Source organism: Methanomicrobiales archaeon, assembly GCA_030019205.1.
Taxonomy (GTDB): Archaea; Halobacteriota; Methanomicrobia; order Methanomicrobiales; family JACTUA01; genus JASEFH01.
The window spans coordinates 1-13635 of record JASEFH010000013.1; the positions used below are offsets into that span (position 1 = coordinate 1).

The 13635-nt window shown below is 66.4% G+C and carries 11 protein-coding genes; 4 read left to right on the plus strand and 7 right to left on the minus strand.

Annotated elements, in window-relative coordinates:
• Positions 1 to 293: 293 nt before the first annotated feature.
• Positions 294 to 896 (minus strand): hypothetical protein, encoded by a 603-nt coding sequence (locus tag QMC96_08185; protein MDI6876732.1) that lies wholly within the window; start codon positions 894 to 896, stop codon positions 294 to 296.
• Positions 897 to 1562: 666 nt separating this feature from the next.
• Here QMC96_08185 and QMC96_08190 point away from each other — a divergent pair.
• From QMC96_08190 to QMC96_08200, 3 genes are all read left to right on the plus strand, one after another.
• Complete coding sequence (locus QMC96_08190; protein ID MDI6876733.1) at positions 1563 to 2126, plus strand: LemA family protein; 564 nt, start codon at positions 1563 to 1565, stop codon at positions 2124 to 2126.
• A 12-nt stretch (positions 2127 to 2138) separates the two neighbouring features.
• Complete coding sequence (locus tag QMC96_08195) at positions 2139 to 3950, plus strand: DUF2207 domain-containing protein (GenBank protein MDI6876734.1); 1812 nt, start codon at positions 2139 to 2141, stop codon at positions 3948 to 3950.
• 113 nt (positions 3951 to 4063) lie between these two features.
• Positions 4064 to 4474 (plus strand): rhodanese-like domain-containing protein, encoded by a 411-nt coding sequence (locus QMC96_08200; protein ID MDI6876735.1) that lies wholly within the window; start codon positions 4064 to 4066, stop codon positions 4472 to 4474.
• Positions 4475 to 5309: 835 nt separating this feature from the next.
• On the opposite strand, the gene QMC96_08205 is transcribed toward QMC96_08200, so the two are convergent.
• The gene (locus QMC96_08205; protein MDI6876736.1) at positions 5310 to 5507 is read right to left on the minus strand and encodes a hypothetical protein; all 198 of its coding nucleotides are present in this window, start codon (positions 5505 to 5507) and stop codon (positions 5310 to 5312) included.
• A 147-nt stretch (positions 5508 to 5654) separates the two neighbouring features.
• Between QMC96_08205 and QMC96_08210 the strand changes: the two genes are divergently transcribed.
• Positions 5655 to 6941: a bifunctional hexulose-6-phosphate synthase/ribonuclease regulator gene (locus QMC96_08210; GenBank protein MDI6876737.1), complete on the plus strand. Its 1287-nt coding sequence runs from the start codon at positions 5655 to 5657 to the stop codon at positions 6939 to 6941.
• A gap of 4 nt (positions 6942 to 6945) precedes the next feature.
• On the opposite strand, the gene QMC96_08215 is transcribed toward QMC96_08210, so the two are convergent.
• The 5 genes from QMC96_08215 to QMC96_08235 all read right to left on the minus strand — a co-directional run bounded on the left by QMC96_08215 (position 6946) and on the right by QMC96_08235 (position 13611).
• Complete coding sequence (locus tag QMC96_08215; GenBank protein MDI6876738.1) at positions 6946 to 7380, minus strand: ACT domain-containing protein; 435 nt, start codon at positions 7378 to 7380, stop codon at positions 6946 to 6948.
• A 1-nt stretch (position 7381) separates the two neighbouring features.
• Positions 7382 to 8683: a phenylacetate--CoA ligase gene (locus QMC96_08220; protein ID MDI6876739.1), complete on the minus strand. Its 1302-nt coding sequence runs from the start codon at positions 8681 to 8683 to the stop codon at positions 7382 to 7384.
• A complete protein-coding gene (locus QMC96_08225; GenBank protein ID MDI6876740.1) occupies positions 8680 to 9972 on the minus strand; it encodes a phenylacetate--CoA ligase in 1293 nt (430 codons plus the stop codon). The genes QMC96_08220 and QMC96_08225 overlap by 4 nt, the downstream gene beginning before the upstream one ends.
• Positions 9973 to 10055: 83 nt before the next feature.
• Positions 10056 to 12128 carry a CHASE4 domain-containing protein gene (locus tag QMC96_08230; protein ID MDI6876741.1) on the minus strand — a complete coding sequence of 691 codons (2073 nt, stop codon included), beginning with the start codon at positions 12126 to 12128 and terminating at the stop codon, positions 10056 to 10058.
• Between the two features lie 196 nt (positions 12129 to 12324).
• Positions 12325 to 13611, minus strand: coding sequence for an arginine deiminase family protein (locus QMC96_08235; protein ID MDI6876742.1), 1287 nt, complete (start codon positions 13609 to 13611; stop codon positions 12325 to 12327).
• Between the last annotated feature and the right edge of the window lie 24 nt (positions 13612 to 13635).

Consider the following 13635-nt stretch of genomic DNA (forward strand, 5'->3'; position numbering starts at 1 on the left):
CTCTCTGTCGCACGAAGGGGCAGGAGGAGCGAATCCCTCCCCCGGAGAACACCCGGGAGCCGTGCACAGGCTCTCGATGAGGAATTCAAGCCAATCACAGAGTCAGGCATTCCCTGGCCGGAGCGACCCCCCAGGCCCGTGCCGCGTCCGCACCACGCATCCGGCCCGGCACTGTGCCGCGCCGCCCGTGTCCCCCCGATGTCCCGGCGGATATGCCCGACGATCGACCCGGCGATGCCCTGCGCCGTCTCGGTGCACGGGTGGGAAAAGAGAGATCGGGTATGGAAAAAAAACTACGCCTCGAACCGTGACCCGTCCATCTGCACCATCTCGAACGAGCAGTAGGAGCAGCGGAAGCGGGATCCCTTGAGCTGCCCCTTCTCGTCGGTGAGCGTCCCCGCCGGGAAGAGGGAGGAGTTGCCGCAGCGGGGGCAGACCCGGAGTTTCGGCGGTCGCGGTCCGCGGGACTCCAGATTCTCGTAGCCGCAGTTGGCGCAGCGGTAGCGGACCTCCCTCACGGCACCCAGATCGTCCAGCACCTCCCTATCCACGAAGAGGGAGGCGGCGCGGCACTGGGGGCAGATGGAGAACTTCGTCGGCTTCTTCCCGTGCTGCTCGAAGTTCTCGTAGTTGCAGGCGGCGCAGCGGACCCAGACGCCGTTTCGCTCGCCCTGCTCGCCCAGCACCTCCTGGTCCACGAAGAGCGAGCCGCTCCCGCAGTTCGGGCAGCGCTTGAACCGGATCAGACGGGTCTCCAGCGGCTCGTAGCTCTCGAAGCCGCAGTTGGCGCACCGCACCTGGATCCCCTTCAGGCTCCCGTCCGCATCGTGGATCTCCCGGTCGATGAAGAGCGAGGAACTGCCGCAGTGCGGGCAGAGTTTGAACTTCAGTGCCATGGAGGTACATCGGGCGGACGGTGTTAAATTCCTGCCGCAGTGCGCTCCGGCAGGATGCCGGAGCGATTCCCGGATCGCCATGGAAGGCTGACTGGGGCAGCGATCCGTCCGTGCAGATATCTCTGCGAAAGGGAGGTTCGCAATACGCCAATTCCACGTCTCCACGCCCCGATTCGGATCGACCGCAGGGTACCGGGACCCGCGCTCCCGCGCCGGCAAAGGAGGGAAGACCCCCGGGGGCGGCACGGCGGAGGAGACCCCTGCCCGGCGGGCATTCCGGAGGAAATCTCCAGCATCCCGGACCGCCCGTGACGTGGCAGGAGGTATCATGTCCTCCCGCTGTGATGGTGGCGCACGTGGCGGTTCCAGGTCGGCATCACCGCATCCCCCTACCCGCGACAGGGGGCCTTGGCTTCCCCGGACCGTTCCTTCTGCCCCTGCTGGCGCGGGCGGACCCGGTGCAGACGGGGCAACCCGCCGGGGGAAGCGCCCCATCGCCGCTCCGCCCTCCCGAACCGGGAAACACCCCGTATCGGGGGAGGAGCGGACCGCTCCCGAAAACCGCAGCGTGCAGAAGGGCGCCGCACCCGTACACGGGTTCCCGCAGTGCCGCGCAAAGGGAGTTTAATAAGTGGGAACCGCTCTACCTTTACACCAGGTAACGATATGGCACTACTGGAATGGATCGTGGGCGGACTGCTGCTGCTCGTGGCGATCGGCCTGATCATTTTCTTCGTGGGAATCTACAACCGGTTCTACACCCTGAAGAACTCCGCGGAGGCGACCCTCGGGCAGATCAAGGTCGCCATGAAGAAGAGGCTCGACATGATCGAGCAGCTCCTGGGATCGGTGCGGAGCTACGCGACGTTCGAGAAGGAGACCCTGACGAAGGTGACCGAGATGCGGGCCAGAATCGGGGGCGCATCCCCGGAGCAGCTCGCCGAGGTGGAGCGGGAGTCGAGAACCATCCTCGGGCGGCTGATCGCCGTCGCGGAGGCCTATCCCGATCTCAAGACCTCGGCGACCGTCATGAACCTCATGGATGCCGTGCGGGGCGTGGAGGACGAGATCGCCCGCCAGCGCTACACCTACAACAACATCGCCCAGCAGTACAACACCATGACGGACACCATCCCTTCCAACATCGTTGCACGCCTGCTCAACTTCGTGAAGCTCCAGTATCTGCAGTTCGAAGAGGCGATTGCCACGCCTCCCCGGATCGAGTTCTAGAGGACGCCTCTCATGGACGAGAAGCAGCAGATCGCCCTCGTGGTCGTCATCGGGCTCGTCATCGGAGCGATCGGGCTGCTGCTGCTCACTGTCGCGCCGCAGGCGCTCCCCGAGGATCTGGCCGTCGAACGCTACGAGGCCGACTTCTACGGGAACGGCACCCTGGTCGAACGGATCACCTACGACGTGGGCGTCTCGGGGCGCTACCGCATGCTCTTCCGCAACTGGGAGGCCCCGCTCGTCTTCGACGGGATCGATCGCCCCCACGTCACCTTCGTCTCGGTGCGGGGGCCCGACGGAACCATCGGCTATGCGAAGGACTACCGCGGGGAGGTCTTCGTCAGCAGCGAGGCGTCGGGAGCGAGGAGCGTCGTGCAGAACCTGGCCTTCGAGAGCGAGAGCGGCGTCTACGCTCCGGCCTACTTCGGGGCGGGGATGTACACGGTCGAGTACCGCTACGTGGTGCATCCCCCGATCGAGACCGACGGGCAGCTCGCCCACATCAACCTGCGGCTTGCCGACGAGCACATCCCCTACCGGAACGTGCGGATCGCCATCCACTCCCCCCACCTCCAGGAGGTCTTCCCCTACCCGCCGTTCCTGGGCGTGCAGCAGGAGGACGGATCCGCGATCGTGACGGGGAGCGCCGCTGCGGACGAGCCTCTCGGCGCCGACATCCTCTACACGGACGACCTTCTGCAGGAGATCGACGGGTTCCCCCTGACCGTGACGGATGTGCGGGGGCAGACGACCACGGCGAACCTGCTCTACTCCCTCCCCTACCAGATCGCAGCCGTGCTCTCCCTCCTGGCGCGGATCTTCCTGCTGCTCGCGCCCTTCCTCCTTCTCCTCATCTACTACCGCTACGGGCGGGAGAAGCCGTATTCCGTGCCGAATTACCTCTCCTTCGTCCCGAACCCGGGCCTGAAGCCCTGGGCGGTCAACCTGCTCTTCCGCGGGGATGCCACCGACTTCGACGAGAACGGTTTCTACGCCACCCTCCTCGACCTGCACCGCCGGCGGAAGCTCCGGATCACCGAGCGGGAGGGCGGCGGGAGCGTGACCCTGCAGGTGCTGGACGCCGCATCCGACGATCCCTACGAGAGCCGGGTGCTCCAGGCGCTCCGCTCCATCGAGAAGGAGGGGGCGGTCGACACCGGGGAACTCGAACGGCTCGCCGCCCGGGCGAAGACCGATGCGGCGGCCCGGACCGAGATCCTCCGCTACCAGCGGGAGCTCCGTTCGGTCACCCGCCACTCCGATCCCCGCCTCGTCGCCCGCTACATCACGGACGGGCGGTGGCGGGTGCTGCCGGTCGCCGCGATCGGGGCGGTGCTCGCCATCGCCGCGGCGATCGTGCTGATCCTGGCCCCGTATACCGCCTACATAGCGATCCCCGCGATCGTCGCCGCCATCCTGGTGATCGGGCAGGCGGGGGTGAGCCTGCTCTTCCCCTCCACCCTCTTCGGGCGGTGGAAGGGCGACGCCTACAAGGAGAAGCTGGAGTGGGACGCCTTCCGCACCTTCCTCTCGGACCTGGCGCTGATGAAGCAGTACTCCCCGGCGGACATCTCCATGTGGGGTGAGTGGCTGGTCTACGGCACCGCCCTCGGGGTCGGCGAGAAGGTGGAGCGGGCGATGAAAGACCTGAACGTGAACCTCGCGGAGGCGAACGTGCCGCTCTACGTGCCGTTGAGGACTGCGTTCGTGCCCGTCATCCTCTTCACCCCCCCGCCTCCCGCCGGCGGCAGGGGCGGAGGTTTCGGCGGGGGCGGATTCGGCGGAGGCGGAGGTTTCGGCGGGGGCGGCGCCGGCGGGCGGTGAGGCGCACCCGCCCTCTTCCCCCCGAAGACCGCATATACCTGCAGGGCGGTTTACCGCCGGTCTGCGGATCTCGCAAAACCCTTTTCATCCAGCGGAGGACAGAGAGACCCGGCATGGGAGGAGAGGCTGGCGAGTCCCTCCCCGCAGAGGTCGAGCCGCAGGGGATCGGTGAGATCCCGGTGCGGTACCGCGGCGGCGGCGACTGCGTGGTGCTCGACGTGCGGGAACCGGAGGAGTATGCCCGGGGCCGCATCGAGGGTGCGAAGAACATCGCCTTCCCCGATACAGAGGCTCTATCCCGGGGGCCCGAAGAAGGACTGCCCCTGCATCGTCGGCTGCAGGCGCGGCGTGCGGGCTCCAAGCGTGCGGCAGTGCACGGGGGAGCGGGGGTCCCCGGGAGTCTGCAGCATCCAGGGCGGGATCGAGGCAGGCGCAGGGAATGCCGCTCGTTGCGCAGCGGCGGGCAGGGGAGAGGGGGCCTTCCCCGCAAGAGAATCCTCACCGGGAAAGCCGGGGTCAATTGATCCAGATTTCGTCCCGTTCAGAGAACACCGCTTCTCCCCATGCCGGGAAGGACGATCGGACCAGGGGGGAGGGCCGCCGCATACCCGCATGCGACAAGGTCCGCTCTGTCCGTGTTCCGATCCCCCTGCTTCCCTGCAGCAGGACAGCCTCCGTATGCGAGAGGGAGATCTGTCCTGCGCCCGCACCTCTTGCTCGATTGCGGTTCACCCATGCGGGGCTATCGCACCGAGGGGAGAGGGGGCGCACCCTCCTCCCGCCGTTCCCCGCCCCCGCTGATGCGATGCCCTGCGGGGAGGATCCGTGGCGGCGATTCACCATGCGCTCCCGCCCCTGCGGTACGATGCCCCCGGGTTGGAAGCCCCGGGCGCGGTCCGCTCGTCCCGCGGCGATGCGGTCGGGACCCTGCGGGGAGACAAGAAAGCCTATCGCCCGTCTCGGAAAAACGTCCGTGACCAGGACCGGATTTCAGATAACGCCGATTCCCTCGCCCCCGGGATCATCGCACTTGGGGAGGAGGGCGGTAAACGGATCGGGTCCGCCAATCCTTCTCCTCGCTTGACAGTCGATCGAAACCTGCACCTCCCGTTCCAACGCAGGCGAGATCGCCTCCGGCCAATCCCCGGAGGAGGGATCCGAAATCGAACGATTGGCCCTTCGCAACACGGCTTCAGTGCCCATGATCTCCGATATCGCCCGGCAGATCCCGGGGGGGAGATCGAGGAGCCGTTCCCTTCTCCCCGTATCGTGCTGCGGCAGGACAGATGGACGGGGATACGAGCGGAAGGATGGAGTGCACCGATCGTCTGCAAAAAGGGCCCGGGCCAGGCAGGGCCGTTACTTCTTCTCTTCCTCGACGATGTGCAGGATCTCGTCGATCACCTCGATCATGAAGATCTCGTCGAGTTCCATCGTCTCGTTTCCGAGCATGTCGATCAGGGCGTTGCTGGCCAGGTCGAGGGCCTCGTTCTCGTCGTCGGCATACACGAGGATGTCTGCAGTATAGCGGATGTGGAACTTCTCCTTCTCTGTCAATCGGTTCACCTCACGCGCCCTGCGGCGGGGGCTGCATTGACTCCTGCGGCAGGGTATAAAGAAGTTGTGGATTGCCTCCGGGGGCGTTTGCGCCTGCAGGATGCAGCACCGGAATCCTTTATGGCCCGGATTCCCCAATGGATCAGCATGAAGAGGCCGATCCTTCAGGTGGCTCTGGATCTCCTGGAGCTGAAGCGGGCAGTGCAGATCGCGAAGGATGCCGTGGACGGCGGCGCGGACTGGATCGAGGCGGGAACCCCGCTGATCAAGAGCGAGGGGATGAACGCGGTGCGGACGCTGCGGGCGGCGTTTCCCGATCACGTGATCGTGGCCGACATGAAGGTCGCCGATACCGGGACGGTCGAGGTGGAGATGGCGGCAAAAGCCGGTGCCGGCGTGGTCTGCGTCCTCGCCGATGCGGACGACGCGGTGATCGGGGAGTGCGTCCGCGCCGCGCGGCTCTACGGCGTTAAGATCATGGCCGACCTGATGGCGGTGCAGGACCCCGTCCGGCGGGCAAAGGAGCTGGAAGCGCTCGGCGTGGACTGCATCAACGCCCACGTGGGGATCGACCAGCAGATGGTCGGGAAGACCTCGGTGGCGCTGCTCCAGAGCCTGGTCGGCGAGGTGGGGATCCCGATCGCGGTCGCCGGAGGGCTGGAGCCATCCACGGCAGCCCGGGTGGCGGAGCTGGGGGCTTCCATCGTCATCGTCGGCGGAGCCATCGTGCGGTCGGCGGACGTGCGGGGGTCGACGGCAGCGGTGCGGCAGGCGATCGACCGCCGGGAGGCGAAGGAGGAGAGGCGGGAGAGCCGGGACGAGGCGATCCGCCGCATCCTTCTCGAAGTCTCGGCCCCGAACGTCTCCGACGCCCTGCACCGCAAGGGTGCCATGGCGGGGGCCGCGCCCCTCTGCGGGAACGTGAAGATGGTCGGACGGGCCGTCACCGTGCAGACGTTCGCCGGGGACTGGGCGAAACCGGTGGAAGCGATCGATCGGGCAGAGCCCGGGGACGTGATCGTCATCTACAACGACGGCGGCACCCACGTCGCCCCCTGGGGCGAACTCGCCACCCTCTCCTGCATCGGCCGCGGGCTCGCCGGGGTGGTGATCGACGGGGCGGTGCGGGACGTCGACGATATCCGGAGGCTCGGCTTTCCCACATTCGCCCGGGCCGTCGCCCCGAACGCGGGGGAGCCGAAGGGGTTCGGGGAGATCAACACCGAGATCACCTGCTGCGGGCAGACCGTGCGGCCCGGGGACTGGATCGTCGGGGACGAGAGCGGTGTCGTCGTCGTGCCGCGGGAGCGGGCCTACGAGGTGGCGCGGAGGGCGCTCGAAGTGAAGAAGACGGAAGAGCGGATCCGCCAGGAGATCCGGGAGGGATCCACCCTCTCCACGGTGATGGAACTCCTGAAGTGGGAGAAGAAGTAGGAGGTCACTGGAAGGTGCTGCGCTCCAGGAGCTGACCCCCGTGCGCCAGGAGCTCGCGGATCGCCGCGCGGGGATCGTCCACGCGGAGGATCAGCACGGCGGCATCCTTTCCGCTGTAGGCATAGGAGTACTCGATGTTGACGTTCGCATCCCCCAGGATGCGGGCGATCTCGTAGAGACCGCCGGGCTCGTCCCGCATCTTCACTCCGATCACGTCGGTGAACGAGACGATGAACCCCATCTCGGTCAATTTCCTGTGCGCACGGTCCGGATGATCCACGAGCGCGCGGACCACGCCGAAACCGTCGGCCTCCGCGATGGAGAACGCGAAGATGTTGATCTTCTCCTCCTCGAGCGCGTGGGCGACCGCCGCCAGCCGCCCGGGCCTGTTCTCCGAGAACACGGATATCTGCTGGATGATGTACTTCTCTTTCTCCATGTCAGAGCACCCTCTTGTCAACGACCCTTTTTGCCTTCCCCTCGAAGCGGGGAAGGGATCCCGGCGCCACCAGCTCCACGTCGGCGCTGACGTTCAGCGAGTTCTGGAGCTTGTGGGCCACTTTCTTCTTGATGTTCATCAGTTCGGGGATCTTGTCGGAGAACGACTCCGGCGAGAGTTCCACCCGCACCAGCATCTCGTCGAGCGCCCCCGTGCGGTCGACCACGATCTGGAACTGCCGCCCGACCTCCGGGATCCCCATCAGGGCATGCTCGATCTGGGAGGGGAAGACGTTGATCCCCCGGATGATCAGCATGTCGTCCACCCGCCCCTGGATGCGGGTGATGCGGGGATGCGTCCGCCCGCAGGGGCAGGGATCGCCATTCAGCGTGCTGATATCCCCGATGCGGAAACGGACCATGGGCAGCGCCTCCTTCTGCAGGATCGTCATCACCAGTTCGCCGGGTTCGCCCGGGGCGCAGGGCTCGCCGCTGTTCGGGTCCAGGACCTCGACCAGCGCAAAGTCGCTCCAGACGTGCATACCCTTCTGCTCGGCGCACTCCGTGAAGAGCGGCCCCGACAGTTCGCTCGTCCCGTAGATGTCGAAGGCCCGGATCCCCAGCCACTCCTGGATGCGGGTCCGCATCCGCTCCGACCAGGGCTCGGCTCCCAGGACACCGGTCCGCAGCTGGGTGTCCTTCGCGATGCTGATCCCCATCCGCTCCGCCACTTCGCCCATGTGGATCAGGTACGAGGGGGTGCAGGCGATCGCGGTCGCGCCCAGATCCTGCATCAGCTCGATCTGCCGCTCGGTGTTGCCCACGCTCGTGGGGAGCACCGTCGCCCCGATCCGTTCGGCCCCGTAGTGGAGACCCAGCCCGCCGGTGAAGAGCCCGTAGCCGTAGCTCACCTGTATCACGTCCCCCCGCCCGAGTCCGCAGGAGGTGAGCGCCCGCGCCAGCGACGTGGTCCAGGCGTCCACGTCCCGCTGCGTGTAGCCGACCACGGTCGGTTTTCCGGTGGTGCCGCTCGAGACATGGTAGCGCACGAGCTCCTCCTTCCCCACCGTGAAGATCCGATCGGGATAGTTGTCCCGCAGATCCCGTTTGTACATGAACGGCAGCTTCGTCACGTCGGCGAGCGTGCGGATGTCGTCCGGGTGGACATGCGCCTCCCGCATTCGTTCATGGTAGAACGGGTTGAAGCTGTAGAGGCGGTAGACCAGCGTCTTCAGGAGACGGAACTGGAGTTTCTCGAGGTCCTCTCTCGGCATCTCCTCGATCCGCGGATCCCAGTAGCTCAATACAATCCCTCCCGATGATCGACGACCCTCTTTGCCTTCCCCTCGAAGCGGGGCAGGGTTCCGGGCTCCACCAGCTTCACCGCCGTGCGCAGCCCCAGCGCGTCGTGCAGGGCCCGGGCCACCTTCTGCTGGATCTTTGCGAGATCCCGCAGCTCCCCGCTGAAGACCGCGCGGTTGATCTCCACCTCGATCGTCATCTCGTCCATGTGGTTGACACGGTCAATGTGCACCATGAAATGATCTCCCACCTCGTTCAAGGCCAGCAGTACATGTTCTATCTGCGAGGGGAATACGTTTATGCCCCGGATGACCAGCATGTCGTCGCTCCTGCCGGATATGCGGCCGATCTTCTGTCCGCGGCCGCAGGTGCATCCATCCTCCATCAGCATGGTGATGTCCCCCGTGCGGTAGCGGACGAGCGGCATCGCCTCTTTCACGAGCGGGGTGATCACCATCTCGCCGCGCTCCCCCGGCCCCAGCCGTTCCCCGCTCACCGGATCGACGATCTCCACCAGGTAGCTGTCGTGCCAGATGTGCAGCCCGTCCCGCTCGGGGCACTCGAAGGCGACACCGGGCCCGAACATCTCGGAGAGCCCGTAGGAGTCGTACGCCGTCACCTGGAGCCTCTCCTCGAGTTCGCGGCGCATGTTGTCCGACCAGGGTTCGGCGCCGAAGATGCCCGTTGTGAGCGAGGGGAGCCCCGCCCCCATCGACTCGGCGACCTCGGCGAGGTGCATCGCGTAGCTCGGAGTGCAGTGGATGGCGTTCACCCCGAAGTCCTGGATCATCTCGATCTGCCGCCGGGTGTTGCCTGTCGCCGACGGGACGACGGTGAGCCCGATCAGCTCGGCACCGTAGTGGAAGCCGAGACCACCGGTGAAGAGGCCGTAGTTCACCGCATTCTGGAAGACATCCCCCTCTTTGAGACCGATCATGGTCAGGTTGCGGGCGATCAGCTCCGCCCAGCGCGCCAGGTCCTGCCGCGTGTAGCCGACCACGGTGGGCTTCCCCGTGGTGCCCGAGGTGGTGTGGATCCGCACCACCCGCTTCAGGGGCACGGCGAGGAAGCCGAAGGGGTAGCCCTCGCGCAGCTCCTTTTTCCACGTGAAGGGGAGTCTCTCCACGTCGTCGAGCGTGCGGATGGTTTCGGGGGCGACTCCCGCTTCCTTGAACTTCCTGCGGTAGAACTCCACGTTCTGCGCCTGGGACAGCGTCCATTTCAGGCCGCCGAGCTGATGCTCCTCCAGAGCGCGACCCTGCAGGGTCTCCATCTTCGGATTCCAGAACATAGGAAAACTCTTGATATGCTATTGCGTGGCAGACCTTATTACATTACCTTTTTGCGGATCGCCGACCGCCGCGGCAGGTTCGTTCAGATCCCGCCGTTCCCGGAAGGGCGCACGCCGGAGATACGGTACGCCTCGGGAGGGACCCGCATCTCGAAGCGGGCGCCGCGCTCCCCGCACTCCCGGATGGCGATGCCGGTGATCCCCAGGATCTCGCGGATCAGGAAGAGCCCGTAGCCGGTGTTCCGCCCGTAGCCCTGCCGGAAGATCACCTCCTTCTCCGCCACCGGCACTCCGACGCCGTCGTCCTCGCAGGTGACGACGACATGCTCCCCGTCGCGGCGGTAGCCGATCCGGATCTCGGAGAGCGTCTCACCCCCGTGACGGAGGGCGTTCTCGATCAGGTTGTAGAAGACCTTCTCCAGCAGGGGATCCGCGTAGATCTCCAGTCCGTCCAGATCCAGATGCAGGTTCACCCGGTTCAGGGGCAGGGAGGCGGCGGCGGACTGCGCGATCTCCCGGACGGACTGCCAGACCGGCATGTGGATGCCCATGTTCTGGTAGTCGCGGCTGAAGCGGATCAGGTCCTGCATCTTCCGCGAGACCTCCGCGGCCGTGTCCAGGTACTTCCGGATCCGAGGATCCGTCCCGAACTCCGCGGCGAGCTGGACGTAGCCCTGGATCGCGGTCAGCTGGTTCAGGAGATCGTGGCGGGTGACGGACCCGAGCAGGTTCAGCTTCTCGTTCGCCCGGTGGAGCGCCTCCTCGATGCGTCTCCTGTCGGTGACGTCCCGCCCCACGGACTGGTACTCCGCAATCCGCCCGTCGGCATCCAGGATCACGCGATCGGTCCACTGCTGCCAGCGCACCTCGCCGCCGGGCATGACGATGCGGTGCTCGATGGTCGCCACCGGGTTCTCCCGCGATAGGGAGGCGAAGTGGCGGCGCAGCGGCTCCCGATCCTCCTCCGGGATCGCAGGGCGGAAGACCCTGCCCAGGATCTCCGAGCGGTCCTTACCAAAATAGCGGCAGTAGGCCTCGTTCACGAAGATGTGGGTGCCGTCGGGGAGGTAGCGGGAGATGAACTCGATCTGGTCCTCGACGACCGCCCGATAGCGCCTCTCGCCCTCCTGGTGAGCCTTCTGGGTCTGCTCGAGGGCCTCCAGCATGCGGTTGATCGTCATTCCCAGGTGCGCCAGTTCGTCGTCCCCGTGCACGGACAGCCGCGCTCCGGGATCGGCCTCGCTCCCGATCCTCGCCACGGAGGCGTTCAGCGTGGCGAGGGGCAGGAGCGCCAGCTTCTCCAGCGCAAAGAGGGTGACCAGCCCGAAGACCAGGCAGACGGAGAGGATGATCAGCGTGAAGGAGAACGTGCTCGCCTCCCCCTGCCGGTAGATGTCCCGCGGCATCTCCGCCCGCAGCACGGACGCCGGGGAGCCGTGGATATCGGACAGGACAGAATGAGCCGCCACCGTCGTGGGGGAGACGGGCTGGACGACTGGGGCGTCGTCGTGCAGTACCGCAGAAGGAACCGCCGTATCCCCGAGCGGCAGCACCGCCAGGGATAGGGCGGTCACCTCGCCCGTATGGGCGACCAGATCCGCGTCCAGGTACCGCCCCATGATCAGCGATCCCCGGCGCGGGCCCCCGTCCTCGCTCGTCAGGATCGGGCGGGAGGCGACCAGCATCGGACCGTCCGGGAGCTGGAGGATGCCGGCCCGGGGTTCCGGGGCGAGGAGCGGGGAACCCGGGCGGGCCTCTGCGAGCAGTCCCGGAGCGATCGGGACCGCCGTCCGGTTCTCCAGATCGTAGCCCTTCCCCCAGACCAGCGCGCCGGAGGTGTTGTAGAAGAGCATCGCGTGGATGTCCAGCCCGACGAAGGTCTTGTCCATCAGGTTGGACGCGATGAACGGCTGGTTGCCGTCCTCGACGAAGGTGTAGGTGTCGTCCCAGGAGGCCCAGTCGTAGGCGGTGCTGTCCAGGTGGGAGAGGGTCTCCCCGATCGTGCTCTCGGCGCGGCGGAGGTTGCGGACGGCGACCTGCTCCTCCAGGCGCGCGTAATCCTGCAGGATGACAAATGAAGATACCAGGGTCAGGAGCGCCATCAAAGCGATGATGGTGATGGAGACGATGAGGAGGGTCTTTTTGCGAATTTCCATGATCGTTCCCCGCAGCGGATGGGGATCAGGGGAGAGGCATGCGGGTGCCTGCACCGGGCAAGACCATTATTTATTCTATTCTATATATAAATATTTTGAATTATCAATTGGTTCAATAATTAGTTATATCTATAAATAAAAAGCATAAATTCGGAATATCGTGCTGATGCCGTGGCTTCGGCACGGAGGGGGGGGATCAGCCGCGGCGGATGACGCAGGTCATGCAGTGCGCCCCGCCATAGCCGCCGGTGGCGTTCGTGAGCAGGAGAGGGGTCATGTCGAGGCCATGCGCGTAGATGTCTGCCTTGTGCGGGAAGAACTCTGCATCGTGGCGGAGGCGGGCATAATCCCGCTCCGCCTGGGCGAGCAGCGGCCCGTACTTCTTCGGGTAGAGGTCGGCTTTCTCCTGCAGCCGCTTCAGCACCATGGGCGCCAGCACCGCCGAGTCGGGGGAGACGCAGACCCCTTCCCGGATGCAGAGAAAGTTGGTCGCGTAGCAGAGCTGCTCGAGCGTGGAGATCTCGATCAGTTCGAACCCCTTCCCGGCGACGTACTCCCGCAGGCTCCCGCCCGCCCCCTCGCGCACGTACCCGTCGGAGTCCCTGCGGTAGACCTCCACGCTCGCCCCCTCCAGGAGAACCGGGGAGCCCACGGCCAGGTGCGGGGCGGCAACGTTGAAGTAGGTGTCCAGGTGCATCGCCACCATGGGGTCGAAACCTCCGACGAGCGGGTGGCGGGGGGCATGCACGACGGCGACCTCCTCGAACGAGAGCCCGTGCGCCAGGAGATCCTGCACCCCCTCCTCGCTGGTGCGGGGGCCGCAGCCCACCAGCGCGAACGCGCCGGCGGGGATGAAATCCCCTCCTTCCAGACTGCCGCGGGCGATCTCGTGGGCTATCGGCAGCTCCAGCGCCCGAAGGGCGAGACGGGAGACCTCCACCTCCCCGCCCCGATCCGCGGTCGCCATCCGCCCGAGCACCATCCCGCGGTCGGTCGCCACCTGCTGGTCCCGCATGAAGTAGAGGTTGTAGAGGGGGTTGTCCAGCTCCACCCGCACGCGATCGCGGGCGATGGTGAGAACGGGATCGAGCAGCGCGATCCGGAAGAGGTGTTCGGAATCCCGCTCCTCCAGGGGCAGGGGGAAGCAGAGCTCGGCGCGGAGCCGCGGCGGCAGCTCCCCCTCCGGGATGGCGCACCGCCTCTCCAGCCGGCGTTCGGCGAGCTCCCGGAGACCCTGGCGGATCGCCGCACGGTAGCCCGCCCCCTGCACCACCGCCTCCTCGAGGCGGTCGACCCGGACCTGGAACCCGTTCTGCAGCACCTCGACCATCCGGCGGTGCTCCCGTTCGGCCTCCCCGAGGTTGAAGAACCGCTCGTACAGGTGGTATCCCGGCGCCAGGAGGGCGAAGAAGACCTCGATCCCCGGCGCATGCACCATCACGCGGCGCAACGGCTCCCACTCGGCTCCGGCCCCGGCCTGCATGCTCAACAGTACTCCCTCCCTCCA

Coding starts and splice junctions, on each gene's coding strand:
- QMC96_08210 (MDI6876737.1), top strand. CDS start 5,655: ATGAAGAGGCCGATCCTTCAGGTGGCTCTGGATCTCCTGGAGCTGAAG.
- QMC96_08230 (MDI6876741.1), bottom strand. CDS start 12,128: ATGGAAATTCGCAAAAAGACCCTCCTCATCGTCTCCATCACCATCATC.
- QMC96_08195 (MDI6876734.1), top strand. CDS start 2,139: ATGGACGAGAAGCAGCAGATCGCCCTCGTGGTCGTCATCGGGCTCGTC.
- QMC96_08200 (MDI6876735.1), top strand. CDS start 4,064: ATGGGAGGAGAGGCTGGCGAGTCCCTCCCCGCAGAGGTCGAGCCGCAG.
- QMC96_08235 (MDI6876742.1), bottom strand. CDS start 13,611: ATGCAGGCCGGGGCCGGAGCCGAGTGGGAGCCGTTGCGCCGCGTGATG.
- QMC96_08225 (MDI6876740.1), bottom strand. CDS start 9,972: ATGTTCTGGAATCCGAAGATGGAGACCCTGCAGGGTCGCGCTCTGGAG.
- QMC96_08215 (MDI6876738.1), bottom strand. CDS start 7,380: ATGGAGAAAGAGAAGTACATCATCCAGCAGATATCCGTGTTCTCGGAG.
- QMC96_08190 (MDI6876733.1), top strand. CDS start 1,563: ATGGCACTACTGGAATGGATCGTGGGCGGACTGCTGCTGCTCGTGGCG.
- QMC96_08185 (MDI6876732.1), bottom strand. CDS start 896: ATGGCACTGAAGTTCAAACTCTGCCCGCACTGCGGCAGTTCCTCGCTC.